Annotated in this window: 13 protein-coding genes and 1 pseudogene; 2 read left to right on the forward strand and 12 right to left on the reverse strand. The window is 41.1% G+C overall.

The window, feature by feature from the left end; translation table 11 throughout:
- Positions 1-51 precede the first annotated feature (51 nt).
- Entirely contained in the window at positions 52-1,356 is a 1,305-nt protein-coding gene (locus LEP1GSC199_RS08945) for an ATP-dependent 6-phosphofructokinase (protein ID WP_002980835.1), read from the reverse strand.
- 84 nt (positions 1,357-1,440) lie between these two features.
- On the opposite strand from LEP1GSC199_RS08945, the gene LEP1GSC199_RS08950 reads away from it, so the two are divergent.
- Complete coding sequence (locus LEP1GSC199_RS08950) at positions 1,441-2,262, forward strand: hypothetical protein (RefSeq protein ID WP_002980670.1); 822 nt, start codon at positions 1,441-1,443, stop codon at positions 2,260-2,262.
- Here LEP1GSC199_RS08950 and LEP1GSC199_RS08955 read toward each other — a convergent pair.
- From LEP1GSC199_RS08955 to LEP1GSC199_RS08995, 9 genes are all read right to left on the reverse strand, one after another.
- Complete coding sequence (locus tag LEP1GSC199_RS08955) at positions 2,255-2,644, reverse strand: hypothetical protein (RefSeq protein ID WP_039926453.1); 390 nt, start codon at positions 2,642-2,644, stop codon at positions 2,255-2,257. The two genes, LEP1GSC199_RS08950 and LEP1GSC199_RS08955, sit on opposite strands and share 8 nt — an antisense overlap.
- Before the next feature lie 132 nt (positions 2,645-2,776).
- Positions 2,777-3,073: a hypothetical protein gene (locus tag LEP1GSC199_RS08960; protein ID WP_002980834.1), complete on the reverse strand. Its 297-nt coding sequence runs from the start codon at positions 3,071-3,073 to the stop codon at positions 2,777-2,779.
- 37 nt (positions 3,074-3,110) lie between these two features.
- The gene (metH, locus tag LEP1GSC199_RS08965; RefSeq protein WP_002980698.1) at positions 3,111-6,827 is read right to left on the reverse strand and encodes a methionine synthase; all 3,717 of its coding nucleotides are present in this window, start codon (positions 6,825-6,827) and stop codon (positions 3,111-3,113) included.
- A gap of 59 nt (positions 6,828-6,886) precedes the next feature.
- Positions 6,887-7,186: a ferredoxin family protein gene (locus LEP1GSC199_RS08970; protein WP_002980754.1), complete on the reverse strand. Its 300-nt coding sequence runs from the start codon at positions 7,184-7,186 to the stop codon at positions 6,887-6,889.
- A 48-nt stretch (positions 7,187-7,234) separates the two neighbouring features.
- Positions 7,235-8,554, reverse strand: coding sequence for an adenosylhomocysteinase (gene ahcY, locus LEP1GSC199_RS08975; RefSeq protein WP_002980690.1), 1,320 nt, complete (start codon positions 8,552-8,554; stop codon positions 7,235-7,237).
- On the reverse strand, positions 8,538-9,527 hold the full coding sequence (locus LEP1GSC199_RS08980; protein WP_002980853.1) for an ArsR/SmtB family transcription factor: 990 nt from the start codon (positions 9,525-9,527) through the stop codon (positions 8,538-8,540). The genes ahcY and LEP1GSC199_RS08980 overlap by 17 nt, the downstream gene beginning before the upstream one ends.
- A 66-nt stretch (positions 9,528-9,593) precedes the next feature.
- Complete coding sequence (locus LEP1GSC199_RS08985) at positions 9,594-12,134, reverse strand: methyl-accepting chemotaxis protein (protein WP_002980693.1); 2,541 nt, start codon at positions 12,132-12,134, stop codon at positions 9,594-9,596.
- Between the two features lie 76 nt (positions 12,135-12,210).
- Positions 12,211-13,338, reverse strand: a complete 1,128-nt coding sequence (locus tag LEP1GSC199_RS08990) for an Lsa36 family surface (lipo)protein (protein WP_039926437.1) — start codon at positions 13,336-13,338, stop codon at positions 12,211-12,213.
- A gap of 53 nt (positions 13,339-13,391) precedes the next feature.
- On the reverse strand, positions 13,392-14,312 hold the full coding sequence (locus LEP1GSC199_RS08995) for a DMT family transporter (RefSeq protein ID WP_002980644.1): 921 nt from the start codon (positions 14,310-14,312) through the stop codon (positions 13,392-13,394).
- Between the two features lie 44 nt (positions 14,313-14,356).
- Between LEP1GSC199_RS08995 and LEP1GSC199_RS09000 the strand changes: the two genes are divergently transcribed.
- Entirely contained in the window at positions 14,357-14,659 is a 303-nt protein-coding gene (locus tag LEP1GSC199_RS09000) for a hypothetical protein (RefSeq protein ID WP_002987789.1), read from the forward strand.
- Positions 14,660-14,735: 76 nt separating this feature from the next.
- Here the strand turns inward: LEP1GSC199_RS09000 and LEP1GSC199_RS21775 are convergent.
- Positions 14,736-14,873, reverse strand: a pseudogene (locus LEP1GSC199_RS21775) (hypothetical protein); the annotation flags it as partial.
- Positions 14,821-14,955 carry a TIGR04454 family lipoprotein gene (locus LEP1GSC199_RS21780; protein ID WP_002980747.1) on the reverse strand — a complete coding sequence of 45 codons (135 nt, stop codon included), beginning with the start codon at positions 14,953-14,955 and terminating at the stop codon, positions 14,821-14,823. The gene LEP1GSC199_RS21780 and the pseudogene LEP1GSC199_RS21775, both read right to left, overlap by 53 nt.
- Positions 14,956-15,127: the final 172 nt, after the last annotated feature.

A 15,127-nucleotide genomic window follows, 5' to 3' on the forward strand; every position in this document is an offset into this window, starting at 1 on the left:
CTAGACTTTCCCCTTTCTCTGAAACCAAATAACATTTTATCGTAAGCAATCTTATTTCGCCTTCATCACATTGGGTTGACCAGTAGACGCAAGTAGGGCTCGCCATAAAGTACTTCTCTCGGGTCTTAACACCTTTCTTTCGGCAATGGCAAGTGAGATGGGCATCACTGTAAACACATTGTTCCAAATTCCCACCACACAACCCGTTCTACCCGCAAAGGCAGCATGCACTGCGTTTTGAGCAAGGAATCCACAGAACACAGAGTCTTCTGCATTGGCAGGAACGGAGCGAATGATATAACTTGGGTCTATATATTTTAAGTTGAGAGTCACATTTTCTTTTTTGAAGTACTCTGTAATTTTATCCTTAATAAAAATCCCAATATCCGCCAACTTCTTGTTACCCGATTGGTCTTTTTCCCCTTTGTCTTCAAAGTACTTTTGACCGGCACCTTCTGCCACAATGATGACGGCATGACCTCTTTTTTGTACTCGTTCTTTCAAAACGTTAAGAAAGGCACCTTCTCCTTCTAAATCAAAATCAAGTTCGGGGATAAGTACAAAATTTACATTTTTAGAGGCAAGTGCCGAATTGACGGCGATAAAACCTGAGTGACGTCCCATAAGTTTTACAAGTCCGATTCCATTGGGGGCACCTTTGGCTTCTTCATGAGCACAGTTCACAGCTTCTACTGCCTTACTAAACGCAGTCGAGAAACCAAATGTCTTTTGAACATAATTGATATCATTATCAATGGTTTTGGGAATTCCCACAATAGAGATGTCTTCCTTCCGTTTGCGAACTTCCTCTTGGATGGCCTGAGCTCCGCGAAGAGTCCCATCACCACCGATACAAAATAACATCTTTACTCCATAAAGGCAGAGTGTATCGACCATATCTCCAATATTTTGGTTCCCTCGAGATGATCCTAAAATGGATCCACCGAAGTTCATAATATGAGCCACTTTGTCGGGTGTGAGCTCCACCGGTCTATGTCCAAATTTTTTGACAAGACCTTCATATCCAAAAGGAAATCCCAAAATGCGAGGTACTTTGTAACGGTAATGTAATTCCATCACAAGGGCACGGATCACATCGTTGATTCCTGGACAAAGTCCCCCGCAAGTCACAATGCCCGCAGTGACTTCTTCCGGACGAAAGTAGATCTTCTCTTTGGGACCAGCTTGTTCAAAGAATACGGGACTGGTTTCTACGGTCTTTTTGGCATCGGCATGGCCTGAAAATATAGTTTGGAAAAGTACGACGGAGTTATCTTCCGTCCAATAGTCATACCCTGCTGGGTTTGGGATGGTACAAGGACCAAATTGTTCAACCTTGGTATCGTTTTCATTCATCGGTTAAACTTATAACAAAAAAAGAGCGAGAAGAAAGCAAATTTCATTGCCAAACTAAGGAAAAGCAGGCAGAAATGCTTTTAGATGCTTAAAAAGATAGTACTACCAACCATTCTCGCCTTTATGACGAGCCTTACTATTTTTGCACAAGGCCTACCCTTCTTTTCTAGTTATTCATTCTCAGATCCGAGAGCCTCTTTATTCCAAGTCGGCGGCTCACATAACGGAAATTTGGCGATATTAATTCCCTTTCGTTTCCCAAAGGAGTTGGAACTCGGATTTGATGGCAAACTTCCTAAATCCGATGATCCCATGGCAGGAATCCAAATTTTTTCACCCGTAATTCCTTTTTCAACAACGAACCCCTACCGAAATCCGGAAGGGAATTTCGATGTCCGGCCCGAACGAATGAACTCCGCCCTACTTTCTTACCAACCCAATGTCACTTATGTGTATTACCGAAGTGGTTTTACTTTTGATTTGGGTCTCAGCATGGGAATGTCAATGAACCAAGGTGCTTCTGGTTATGTGGACGTGGCAGAGTCAAGAGTCCGAATCAAATACCGGCTCAACCGTAATTTGTTTTCCTTTATTAAAAACTCTCGTTGGGAACTCTTTTTACAACTCTCAGAACTCCACCGTTTTGATAACGAAATCAATAGCCGCCTCAATTCCTCTATACGTGTACAAGAACCTTCTAGGACCAACTTTGTGGGAAGACAAGTCTACGTGACACCAGGGATCAGTATTTCTAATAGCAATTTAACCTTTGAAGGGATGGTAAGAGTTCCTTTGAATGCCAGGGAAGCTGGTCGTACTTTGGATGAACTTTGGGCACCAGAAATCCAAGGGAATTTAGGTCTTAAGTATTATATGCCGGTAGCTCCGTCGTCTAACGCTAATTAGATATTTTTAATTCGAATGTTGCCAAACCGGCAACAACTATCATTTCTAAAACAAAATACAATTCACCAAAGATGGTTGTTTGTTCCAAATTCAAAATCAGATAAACCATTGTCACCAAACAGTATAAAAAGTTTGCAATCGCAATCACACGCAAATAAAACTTCCACTGGAATGGATCCGAAAAATAACATAACAACGAATATATGGAATAAACTACTGGTAAAATTGATAAAATATAAAGAGTTTCTAAAGGCATCCCGAGTAGGTTGAGAAAAAGGGGTAGAACCAAAGCGAGAAGTGCAGCCGAAAGAATGGCACCAAAACCATCCACAAGAAATATATACCGGGGATTATTTTTAAAAAACATCATTGAATCTACCATGGTTCTATCTTTATTTTTTATGGCACATCGAATTTGATCCAATGCGAAAATCGGATTAAATCACCGACCGGGCTCTCCGCTACAATCTTTCGCTTCGCAAAAGGATTTCCGCTTTCGATCCCTTGTGCGGGCCTAGTGACTCTTTTCTACAAACCGTTTCCAAGATAAATCCACATCCATCTTAGATATTTGTTCTTTTTTTCGAGAGATACGAAATTCATGCTCTTTCCAAACAATCATCGTTTCCTCTGTGGGACAACTGGCCTCACCACAACTCACTTCTAAAATTTCCAATTCAGCTTCTTTCGGTATATTTGTATATTCCTGTAACCACGACGCAAGTTTGGAATGGAAGGGAAATCCACCACCAAGCGTTGTTTTGGCGACAGACTTCCATCCATGATTGTGGTTCTTTTCGATCAAACTCATTTGATCCCCCCGGAAGTTACTTGGTAACTTCTTCCTCTTAAGTCTTAGACTTACGAGACGGATCATAGTTGAGAATTGGTGACAACCAACGTTCCACTTCCGATTTTTCCATGGATTTGTCTTTCGAATAATTCACCACCTGGTCTTCGTTAATTTTACCAATGGCAAAATACCGAGATTCAGGATGAGCAAAATAATACCCACTCACACTACTTGCCGGCCACATCGCACAGGATTCGGTGAGTTGGATGCCTGCATTTTTTTCGACATCCAAAAGTTTCCAAATTTTCTTTTTCTCTGTATGATCAGGACAAGCAGGATACCCTGGGGCCGGACGAATGCCGCGATACTTTTCACGAATGAGATCTTCGGTAGTTAAATTTTCGTCTTTTCCAAATCCCCACTCTTCGCGCATTCTATGGTGCATATACTCTGCAAAAGCCTCGGCAAATCGGTCTGCAAGAGCCTTCACTAAAATCGAATTGTAATCGTCTTGTTTGGCCTCATAGGTTTTTGCCAACTCTTCAATTCCATGCCCTGCAGTGACCGCAAAAAACCCAATGTAGTCATTTTTATTTTTTTCTTTAGGAGTTATGAAATCCGCCAAACTATAGTTTGGTTGATTTGTCATTTTGACGGTTTGTTGGCGTAACATCGGATATAAACCCAAAGATTTGGCTTTTGTATCGTCTTCAAAAATTTCGACCACTTCCCCATGAGAAACTGCCGGAAACATTCCCACAACAGCCCTTGGTTTGAGGGAAGGATTTTCCAACATTTCTTTTAGAATGATTTGTGCATCATTAAACAAAGAAGTGGCTTCTTTTCCAATCACTGGATCCTTTAGAATTTGAGGGTAACGTCCTTTTAACTCCCATGCCAAAAAGAATGGGGACCAATCGATAAAGGGGAGTAAATCCTTCAAATTCACGTCATCAATTTTTTTTACACCCGTAAAACTTGGTTTAGGTGGGGTATAGTCATCCCATTTGGCATGGAATTTATTTTTGATGGCATCTTGGATCGGTAAAATGTTTCGTTCATTTTCTCTAGAATAAAATTCTTCCCGAATTCTAGTTTGTTCTTCAACAACAGTTTTTGCATAATCCGCCGATGTTTGCGGGTTAAGAGCACTGTTCATCACATTCACAACACGAGATGCGTCCATCACATGAAGGACTGGCTTTGAATACTGTTCGGCAATTCTCACTGCTGTATGAGCAGGCGAAGTTGTTGCCCCGCCAATCAGAAGTGGAACTTGGAAACCTTGGCGTTCCATTTCTTTGGCAACATAAACCATTTCATCAAGAGATGGCGTAATCAGTCCCGAAAGACCAATCGCTGCTACATTTTCTTTTTTGGCAGTTTCTAAAATCTTTTCACAAGGAACCATCACACCCAGGTCAATCACCTCATAGTTGTTACATGCAAGAACAACACCCACAATATTTTTCCCGATATCGTGAACATCACCCTTCACAGTTGCAATGAGGAATTTAGCTTGTTTACTTTCGTCTTTTTGGTTTCGTTTTTCTTCTTCCATGTAAGGAAGTAAGTAGGCCACAGCTTTTTTCATTACCCGTGCACTTTTTACTACTTGTGGTAGAAACATCTTCCCTGCACCAAAAAGTTCCCCTACTACTTTCATCCCATTCATAAGAGGCCCTTCAATCACTTCGAGGGGTCTTGCAAAACTAGTGCGAGCTTCTTCTGTATCTTGGGTTACAAATTCATCAATCCCTTTCACAAGAGCATGAGTGAGGCGTTCTTCCACAGAACCGCTTCTCCAGGCATCATCTTTCTTTTGGACTTTAGCCTCACCATGGAAGGTAGCTGCTGCATCAATCAAACGTTCTGTAGCATCGGGGCGACGGTTGAGAATCACATCTTCAATCAGTTCGAGTAAATCTTTGGGGATTTGTTCATAAACTTCTAACATACCCGCATTTACAATCGCCATATCCATTCCGGCTTGGATGGCATGGTATAAAAATACGGAGTGCATCGCTTCTCTGACTGGGTTATTCCCACGAAACGAGAAGGAAATATTACTTAAACCACCAGAAACTTTCGCGCCAGGACAGATTTGTTTGATCTCACGAGTGGCTTCAATAAAATCCATCGCATAGTTATTATGTTCTTCGATTCCAGTCGCGACAGTAAGGATATTTGGATCAAAAATAATATCGGTAGGATCAAAATCCAATTTTTCCACAAGAAGGTCATACGCACGTTTACAAATACGGACTTTGTCATCTTTCGTTGCCGCCTGCCCTTGTTCGTCGAATGCCATCACTATGGCCGCAGCCCCAAATCTTTGGATCGTGCGAGCATGACTAAGAAAAACTTCCTCTCCCTCTTTCAAAGAGATTGAGTTGACAATGGGTTTACCTTGGATGCATTTTAATCCTGCAAGTAACACAGACCATTTGGAAGAATCCACCATAAAAGGAACTCGAGCAATGTCTGGTTCGCCGGCAATTAAGTTTAAAAACTTCGTCATGGAAGCTTCTCCATCCAGGAGAGCCTCATCAAAGTTAATATCGATGATGTTCGCACCAGCTTGTACTTGTTGGAGAGCCACTTGGACCGCCTCTTCGAAATTTCCATCTAAAATAAGTTTTTTGAATTTCGGAGATCCAGTGACGTTATTTCTTTCCCCAATATTGATAAACCCTTGGTCTTTCGTGAGTTTTAATGGTTCAAGACCCGCAAACGTACTGAGTTTCGGTTGTTCTCTTAAAGGTCGGGGAGCAATGTTAGAGACTGCTTCTTTGGCAGCTCGGATGTGATCTGGTGTTGTCCCACAACATCCACCGACTATGTTTAAAAAACCTGCTTCCGCAAAGTTTTTCATCCAACCACCAAACTCTTCTGGTGTTTGGTCATACCCACCAAAAGCATTGGGAAGACCGGCATTCGGATAACAAGACACATATCCATCGGCTACACGAGAAAGTTCTTCGATATAAGGACGCATCTCACCAGCACCGAGCGCACAGTTGATTCCAACAGCCAAGGCTTTCGCATGTTTGATCGATATATAAAATGCTTCTCCCGTTTGACCGGAGAGAGTTCTACCAGAGGCATCGGTAATCGTCACCGAAAGCACAACGGGGATACGAATTTTACGTTCCTCAAATACTTTCTCGATCGCAAAAATACAAGCCTTAAGATTTAAAGTATCGATATTGGTTTCTGGTAAAAGTAAATCCACCCCACCGTCTAGGAGGGCAGAAACTTGTTCATAGAAACAATCCACTAACTCATCAAAGGTGACAGCACGAAAGGCAGGATTATTCACATCCGGGGAAAGAGAAGCGGTTTTTACTGTCGGTCCAATGGAACCTGCAATGAATACATCTTCTTTCCCAGTTTTTGCTTTGTATTTGGCGACTGCATTTTTAGCGCAAGTTACGGCAGCAAGGTTTAGGTCCCGAACCGCTGACTCCATTTGGTAGTCCGCCTGGGAAACAATGTTCGAACTAAATGTATTGGTTTCAATGATGTCGGCACCAGCTTCTAGGTATTCCAGGTGAACCGATTCTATGATATCAGGGCGAGTGATCGCCAAAACATCGTTATTTCCTTTTATGGAACAAGGCCAATCCCTAAAACGATCTCCTCGAAAATCTTCTTCTTCCAAAGAATGTCTTTGGATCATGGTGCCCATAGCACCATCTAAAACGAGAATTCTCTCATTGATTAATTTTAAAAGGGATTTGGAGGAAGGATTGGTATATTCAAATTTCATATAATTATATTAGTATATAGTAAAAGGGTGCAGGGTCTAAGCCACACACCCCTAATTCTTTATTTACTCGGGTCGGAACACTTCGCACCTTTGAGGGGTGGTTTAGTCGTTACAATTACCGGGAATTTGTTTGCTTCTTTTGCGTTTACTTCGATTGAAGGTTTGTGTTTTTCCGGGACATCATAGTCCGGGAAAATCGCATCAATTGGGCATTCGTATTGACAAGCATTACAATCAATACAAGTGTCCGGATCAATGTACAAAGTGTCCGGAGCTTCATGAAAAGCTTCCACCGGACAAACTGCTGCACAACTTGTGTATTTACAATCAACGCAAATTTCAGTTACAACATAAGCCATGAGAAACTCCATTGCCCCTTCTGGTTTCTACCAAAAAGGGCGATTTTTTTAGTATCGGTAGTGGTCAGGTTTGTAAGGACCTTCGAGTGGAACACTGATATAATCAGCTTGTTTTTGAGTTAGTTTTGTTAAACGAACTCCTAACTGTTCTAAATGAAGTGCTGCCACTTTTTCATCCAAGTGTTTTGGAAGACGATGTACACCCAACTCATATTTTGTAGTGTAGAGTTCGATCTGTGCCAAAACTTGGTTAGTGAAAGAACTAGACATTACAAACGATGGATGGCCAGTAGCACAACCAAGGTTTACTAAACGTCCTTCTGCCAGAACGATAATGGATCTACCGTTAGGGAAAGTGTATTTATCAACTTGTGGTTTGATTTCTTTTTTGATCACACCTTTTTCAGAATTCAAACGAGACATTTGGATTTCTGTATCAAAGTGACCAATGTTACAAAGAATGGCACCGTCTTTCATTGCTTTCATGTTTTCGAGAGTGATGATGTCATCATTTCCCGTTGCCGTTACAATGATATCTGCGTTTTCAATCACATCTTCTACACGAAGAACTTGGTATCCTTCCATCACTGCTTGAAGAGCACAAATTGGATCAATTTCAGTCACAATCACTCGTGCACCAAAGTTACGAAGTGATGCAGCAGAACCCTTTCCAACATCACCGTATCCGCAAACAAGTGCTACTTTACCTGCGAGCATCACGTCTGTGGCACGTTTGATACCGTCAGCAAGTGATTCACGGCAACCATAAAGGTTATCAAACTTAGATTTTGTTACTGAATCGTTTACGTTGATTGCAGGGATTTTAAGTGTTCCCGCTTTCAATTTTTTATGAAGTGCGATTACACCTGTAGTTGTTTCTTCCGAAACACCTTTGATGTCTGCGAGAAGTTGTGGGTATTTTTCATGGATGTAATGAGTTAGATCATGACCGTCATCAAGGATCATGTTTGGTCCTTTACCACCGTCAAAAAATAGTGTTTGTTCAATACACCACCAGTATTCTTCTTCTGTTTCGCCTTTCCATGCAAACACAGGAATTCCTACTTTTGCAATGGCTGCTGCTGCGTGGTCTTGTGTCGAAAAAATGTTACAAGAGGACCAACGAATGTCAGCACCTAATGCAGCCAAGGTTTCAATTAGAACCGCTGTTTGAATTGTCATGTGAAGAGATCCACAAATTCTAGCACCTTTGAGTGGCTTAGAAGTTCCGAATTCTTTACGAAGAGCCATAAGGCCCGGCATTTCTTTTTCTGCCAAAATGATCTCTTCTCTTCCCCATTCTGCAAGAGAGATATCCTTCACTTTAAATGGCAATCTTTCTGTTTTTGTTTCAGTTGCTGTGGACATATTGTCCTCCTTCTTCTTTTGTTGCTTTGATAGTTAAAATTTTAAAACTAGATTCTGTTTGGATCTCATTCATAGAGTCCACGCGGAAACCTGCATTGGACAACCAGGATTCAAATAATTCTGGTTCAAATCCAAGCCAAAGGTCCGCAAAATTATCACGCATATACTCCGCGTTGTGTTTTCCTAGATCAACAATACACAAAACTCCACCTGGTTTTAGAACCCGTGCCACTTCTTCAAGTACAGTCGGTGGATGTGAAATATGATGCATTACCATAGAAGCAACAACCGCATCACAGGAGTGAGTTGCCAAAGGTAAATGTTCCATAGGAGTTTGAATGAGACTTACGCTGGGATTTTTTCCATAATTGGTGAAAGCACTTTCAATCATTTTAGAGGAGTTGTCCACTCCTGTAACATGTTTGGCTTTGTTCAAAAGAAAAGGGATAAGCCCACCAGGCCCACAACCCAAATCCAAAATATTTTCGCAAAGAGGAAGCTCCTGCAAAATCCAAGAACGGTAAAGTTTGGGATGTAATGTCTCTTCTTGTAATTTTTCCCAACTTTCAGCGACCCCATCAAAAAAGGATTTTGATTTTCGTTCCCGAGTTTCTAGGATTTGGTGGACCATTCTTTGGTCCCTTTCCCTTGAGGGAAGGTCTTCTTTGTAAGATAACAATAATTTGGTGAGTTCGAGTGGAAATTTCAGTTCTGTATCTTCTTCCTCAGGAAGAAAACTATAAACAAGGCTTCCTTCCCGGCGAGAGCCAATGAGTCCGGCCTCAGTGAGTATCTTCAAATGACGAGAGATCCGAGACTGTCCCATCCCCAAAATTTCTACGACTTCGTTTACAGAAAAAGCACCAAAACTGAGGATATGAAGGATCCGAATCCGTGTTTCATCGGATATGGCTTTGGTTGCGGAAAGCAAGTGGCCAGAGGGCCTAGATTGGGAAAGGGTTTCTACTGCCATATCCAAGATATCTACATATCAAGAAATCTTGATATGTAGATTCGGGCAAGCAAAATATGCAAAAATCTAAGAGATTTTGAAGAAATTGATCTTCCTTTTGAGGGTTTCCGCTAAATTGGCGATCCCATTGGAGGTAGCAGTCATTTCTTCGAGCCCGGCTGCCGTCCCTTGGGTCAAATCGTTGATGCTAAAGATAGCCTGCGCTACTTCCCCGATCGCATTTTTCTGCTCTTCCATAGAGAGTCGGATGGCCTGACTGATCTGGTTTACCTTGTCGACTTCTTCTCCCACCTTTTGGTTGATGATGAGCTGTTCTTTGGTGCTTTTATCAATGGTGTCCGTCATGAGATTGAAGGAGCTCACACCTTGGATGATCCTTTGGATGAGAGAAATTGTGGTTTCAATTGTCTCTCGACCACTTTCAATTTCTTTTTCATTTGCTTGGATGAGTTCTCCGATGTCACCGATGGAGATCGCCGTTTTTTCGGCAAGTTTGCCAATTTCATCGGCAACCACAGCAAACCCTCGCCCATAGACGCCAGCACGAGCCGCTTCGATTGCAGCATTTAACGCAAGTAAGTTGATTTGTTCGGATATATTATTGATGATCTCAATCACACTTCCAATTTCTTCCGAACTATTACTAATTTTGGAAATGGAGTTACGCATCGAGTCCAGTGATGATTGGCCAAGTTTTGCTTCTTCTGAAATTTGAGTCACATCTTGTGAAGCTTTCCCAACTTGTTTTCCAGTCGCTTCAATCAAACTGGAAAGTTCTGCCATTTTTACTTTTAAAAAATCCACTTTGCGGAATTGGTCTTCGGCTTGGGCATCTACGTTTTGTACGGCAGCGGAGATCTCTTCGATGGATGCAGAAATTTCTTCGGCAGATGCCGCTTGTGTTTGTGCATTGGAAGACAATAAATTCAGTGATGCTGACATCTGTTCGGCGGATGAAGCTAAATCTTCCGAAAAAGCTTGGTTTGACCCAACCACTTCAATGATTTGTTTGAGTGTGGAATTTAAACCTCGGGAAAGGCGAGCAAATTCATCGGAAGATTCTAATTTCACCTTGGTTCGTAAATCACCCACTTCTACATTTTGAAGTACTTTACCAATGGTTTTCATTGGTCGAAATCTTGAGGAAAACAGAATGTAAATGGCAAGCGCAATCACAATAGAACCAATCAAACTAATGACGGTCAATCCTCTAAGGGAAGATAAACTTTCTACCTCGATTTCTTTGAGATCAATCGTGGAAAAAAATTGGATTCCATATTTAGAACTTACCTTTCTACGAAGTAAAAAAGTGGATCCTTCCCAAGGATTCCGAAAGGAATCTGTTTCTCCCGCATTCATTGCGAGGCGTTCAAATTCAGACCCTTTAAAACTATTCATTAGGTATTTGGGATTGGGGTGGTAAACCATTGTCGCTTCACGATCAAGTAAAAAGGAATACCCTGTGGACCCAATTTTGACATTTTTTAAGAAGGATTCCATCGCCTTTCCCACGAGGAATGGCATTCCTACAAAACCCACCACAGTCCCATTTGCATTTTTCACAGGGCTCGTGACCATGATCACGATTTGACCACTGATAGGAGATTTGACGGCAATCCCAACGTGAGGTTTCCCTTCTTTCGACGCTTTGATATTTTCTAAAACTTCTGGATTGGATTCTAATTTGAATCCAGTACTTGTACCACCTGGAAGTCCCGATGCTACAATCGGTGTCCCTTCTTCAAAATTGGCAATGAAGGCATTTTCCAAAAGGAGTTGAGTATCATTGAATGATTTTTCCAATGCTGGAACTGCAAGTTTATAATTTTTTGTTTCTAATGCTTGTTTTACGGCAGGTAGAGTAGCAACTTCCTTTAGAGAATTCTCCACCGCTCCGAAGTAAACATTGATCCCCGCTTCATTACTTTGGTTAAAATTATACAATTGGTTGGAAAACGCTTTTTCCAAAGCTTTGGCGTTCACATTGAACGAATAAATCAGAAGGAAAATCGAAAGTACCATCACCATAAAAGAAAACATGATAGGCACAGTATTTTTTAAATTTCGATAATACGGAGTGATGCGTTCATTTAAATCGGATTGGGAAATATCATCATCTAAGATAATGTGCGAAGCTTTTTCCAAAAAAACAAAGGAGATGATGATATTGAGAAACGATGTGAGTAACAAAACACAGATAATATAAAATCCATCGGATTTACTCGTCTCCGGTAAATACAATACGGGAGTTAAAACGATAGGAATGGCGAGTGCCCACTGGGAAGCACCAACTGTCGCTCCAAGCACAGGCATTTTTGCAATCAGGTCCCAAACTGCCACATAGGTTTTGGGATCTTTCTCAGTTTGAGACTCAAGTTCGATCAGTCCCTTCTTAATGGCCTTTAGTTTTTTAGGAAAGATGAGTGCAGGAAGAAGCAAACTCACAAGGGCAGCCGCAATTGTTGCACCAATGAAAGTTTTTATTTGAGTTGGGCTTAAATCAACATAGAAAAGAATTAAAGCAATTCCAATGGGAACGACAATTCCTAAAGAGAAAACTTGGGATGCAAGAGTGAATGCCCTTACGTAGCGTTTGTATAACTTCATTAAAACTTAGACCTAGGACGAAGGGTAATTTCGGTGATCCTTATGGCAAGGTTTTATGGATTTCCCCGAAGTTTTCCTAAAAGGAGAGTTTGATACCTAAATTGGCAGAGTACAGATCCTTTCCTCCATACAAACCTTCCGCAATCACCTTTAAAAGATACAAATCAAATTCTAATCCAACAATCCCGTATCCAATTCCGCGTTTGGAGTTAGATTCGCTACTGGCTCTAAACCCAAGAGTGGCATTGGGATTTTGTGCCAGAAGTTCTTTGTCCACAACGGATTGGTATTCCCTAGGCAATTCCAAAGGTTGGGATTCGTTCGTATTGATTAAGAAAGGTCCTCTTCGACTTAAGTTTGCCGAGTTACTACCTGAATTCCAACTATATCCCCCACCCACAATGACATTGGCGATCCAAAAAAGACCAAGCCCTGTACGAAGGTCTACATTCGTGGTTTGGACCTTGGTATTAAATTGGAAGTTCGTATCTCCACCCCATTTCCCTTTGACACCTTGGAATTCGATTTGAGCTGCCTTACCTTCCAAATAACTAAGACTCATATTCTGTTCCATAACATGATGTCCTACACCCACATTGATTCCATTCCACGTGATCAGGTTCATTAAAAAACCTTCTTTTTCAAGCAACTGGTAACGGATCATACCACCATACGACCGTACGGCGACACGGCCTTCGTAATTTTTATTATTGGAAGCTGATTGGATTTGATCTTCTGAAACAGCTACGTTCATACCATGAAGGAAAATTCCTATCCGACGGATGTATCCGCCTTCGGAAGTGCCAAATAACCATCCTGGATTAAAATCCAAATGGAAAGAAGGAATCACCGCACCGCCCACATTAGGAAGTTTAGGAAATTTAATATAATTGTCTTGGATTTGGATATCGTCTTTTTTATACCCAGCAGCAGAAGCACTGACACCGAATTGAATACGACGAACCATACCGGTTCCGATATTACTTGCACCAACGTTGGCAAGAAAGCCAGCTTCTAAATTGGTTTTGAGTACTTCGTTTAAGTATCCCGTTTCAAATTTTTTAAGGGAGCTGTTCCCAGCTTCCGTAAGTGTTGGGGGTAAAAAACTACAGGCTGATCCTTCACAAGTAAATTGAGCATGCAGTTCGCTCTGCGACACTGTTGTGACAAATACGAGTATAAACAGCAGGTTTCTTAAATTCATATAGACCTTTGATTCTCTACCAATTATCAACAATTGGAAAGAAAAATTCTTTCCTAAACAGACACTTCTTTTGCTTTTTTTGCCGTACTAATCCAAAAAACTCCAGTGAGTACGAATAAAGTACCAATGCTATGTAGTATTGTTATCGGCTCGTCTAGTAGCCAATAAGCCAAAAAAAGAGTCGACATTGGTCCAACAGAACCGACTATAGCGGCTGTTTTGCTACCAACACGTTTGATCCCTTCGGAAACAAAAATGGCAGGGATCACTGTATTCACAGTCCCCATAATAAAGGCAAGGGCATAAAAAGAGAATGGTTGGATGAGTTCTTTATAAGTTCCAAATATTGCAAAATGGATAAATACGGCAAAAGAAGAAATGATCAAAGCCCAAGCAGTATACTTTTTTGCACCTAACTTTGGAATAATGGATCCACTTCCCATCAAATAAATGGCGTAAGTAAGAGCAGAAAGTAAAATAAAAAATGCCCCTAAACTTACTTCTTTCGCTGAACCCAGTTGGACGTCTTGTCCATAAGCTAAAAAAACACCAGTATATGTCAGAAAAAGAGAAAACACTTCTCTGGTATGGATTTTCTTTTTTAAGAATAGGAAGGATAAAATTACGACAAGAGTGGGATAAATAAAAAGAATAATACGTTCAAGCCCAGCGCTAATGTACTGAAGCCCGAGAAAATCAAAGAGGCTAGCCAAATAATATCCAACAACCCCCATAAGGAGGACATGGATTACATCTTTTTTGGTAAGTAAGGTTTTCCCTTCTTCCTTTTCTGCTCTCCAAGCAATCCAAGCCAAAAAAGGAAATGCAAACAACATCCGAAAAAAAAGCGATCCAATGGCTGAAATTTCGTATCGGTAAGTCAATTTGACTACAACAGCTTTTGCACTGAATAAAAGTGCTCCCACAAGAACAAGTACGACCCCTTTCCATTCTGTACTTAATTTTTCTCTCACAAGTCCATCTTGAAAAAAGCAAAAAATCCCGATAGTTTTATTGAATGAAACTAACTTTGACTTTGGGAACCTTTGTGTTTTTTGGTTTTGTCCTTTGGGCAGAGCCTGCAGAGGAACTATCCAAACCTTTTTTGCGAGTGTTCCCAAGTTTTCGGCCAGAAGAATGCGAAGACTGGGCCATTCGGCCTTTTATCTGCAAACAATGTTTAAGAGAAGGGAAACGATATGCGCAGGAAATTCGGTTTTTTGAAGATGGTCCTTATCGGACTCACGGCTGTTATGCAGAACCTGGGGGTTTTGAAAGTTTAGAGAGTGAAACAAAAACCGGGAATGTACATCCCCGGTAGGATCTGTAGAATTATTTTTTTTACACAACCCCATAATGCCAGCTAAACCTGGTGCATTTTTCAAACAGTTAGGATCAAATTTTCCTTCCATACACTGATCGATCATTTTTTGTTTACCTTGTTGTAATCCTGCGAGAACTGGTGCTGCCGCTGGATTCTTTTTACGCCACGTAATCTTCGATTTGAGTGAACGTGCTAGCGAGAGCAGACTCACACTCTTCTTGGGTATACACTTTAGATTTACAATTAGCCAAGAAAAGCCCGAGAGCGAGCGCCAAAATGAGGGATTTTTTCATGAAAAACTCCGATACATAGATTTCATGATAGCTTCTTTTTTAGAAAGGGATTTGAAAACAAAAAAATGATCCACCATATTGCCATAGGTACGCCCCATCCTTCCCATTTAGCCAGATTTTACCTTCAAATTCCTAGGTTCGAAAAAAATTCAGGAATTCTAATACGTGGCGT

Origin of the sequence: Leptospira vanthielii serovar Holland str. Waz Holland = ATCC 700522 (assembly GCF_000332455.1) — a bacterium.
GTDB lineage: Bacteria > Spirochaetota > Leptospiria > Leptospirales > Leptospiraceae > Leptospira_A > Leptospira_A vanthielii.

What these genes read in the sequence shown, in the direction of transcription:
- LEP1GSC199_RS08945 (WP_002980835.1), bottom strand. Translation starts at nt 1,356, where the DNA reads ATGAATGAAAACGATACCAAGGTTGAACAATTTGGTCCTTGTACCATC.
- LEP1GSC199_RS08950 (WP_002980670.1), top strand. Translation starts at nt 1,441, where the DNA reads ATGCTTAAAAAGATAGTACTACCAACCATTCTCGCCTTTATGACGAGC.
- LEP1GSC199_RS08955 (WP_039926453.1), bottom strand. Translation starts at nt 2,644, where the DNA reads ATGGTAGATTCAATGATGTTTTTTAAAAATAATCCCCGGTATATATTT.
- LEP1GSC199_RS08960 (WP_002980834.1), bottom strand. Translation starts at nt 3,073, where the DNA reads ATGAGTTTGATCGAAAAGAACCACAATCATGGATGGAAGTCTGTCGCC.
- metH (WP_002980698.1), bottom strand. Translation starts at nt 6,827, where the DNA reads ATGAAATTTGAATATACCAATCCTTCCTCCAAATCCCTTTTAAAATTA.
- LEP1GSC199_RS08970 (WP_002980754.1), bottom strand. Translation starts at nt 7,186, where the DNA reads ATGGCTTATGTTGTAACTGAAATTTGCGTTGATTGTAAATACACAAGT.
- ahcY (WP_002980690.1), bottom strand. Translation starts at nt 8,554, where the DNA reads ATGTCCACAGCAACTGAAACAAAAACAGAAAGATTGCCATTTAAAGTG.
- LEP1GSC199_RS08980 (WP_002980853.1), bottom strand. Translation starts at nt 9,527, where the DNA reads ATGGCAGTAGAAACCCTTTCCCAATCTAGGCCCTCTGGCCACTTGCTT.
- LEP1GSC199_RS08985 (WP_002980693.1), bottom strand. Translation starts at nt 12,134, where the DNA reads ATGAAGTTATACAAACGCTACGTAAGGGCATTCACTCTTGCATCCCAA.
- LEP1GSC199_RS08990 (WP_039926437.1), bottom strand. Translation starts at nt 13,338, where the DNA reads ATGAATTTAAGAAACCTGCTGTTTATACTCGTATTTGTCACAACAGTG.
- LEP1GSC199_RS09000 (WP_002987789.1), top strand. Translation starts at nt 14,357, where the DNA reads ATGAAACTAACTTTGACTTTGGGAACCTTTGTGTTTTTTGGTTTTGTC.
- LEP1GSC199_RS21780 (WP_002980747.1), bottom strand. Translation starts at nt 14,955, where the DNA reads ATGAAAAAATCCCTCATTTTGGCGCTCGCTCTCGGGCTTTTCTTGGCT.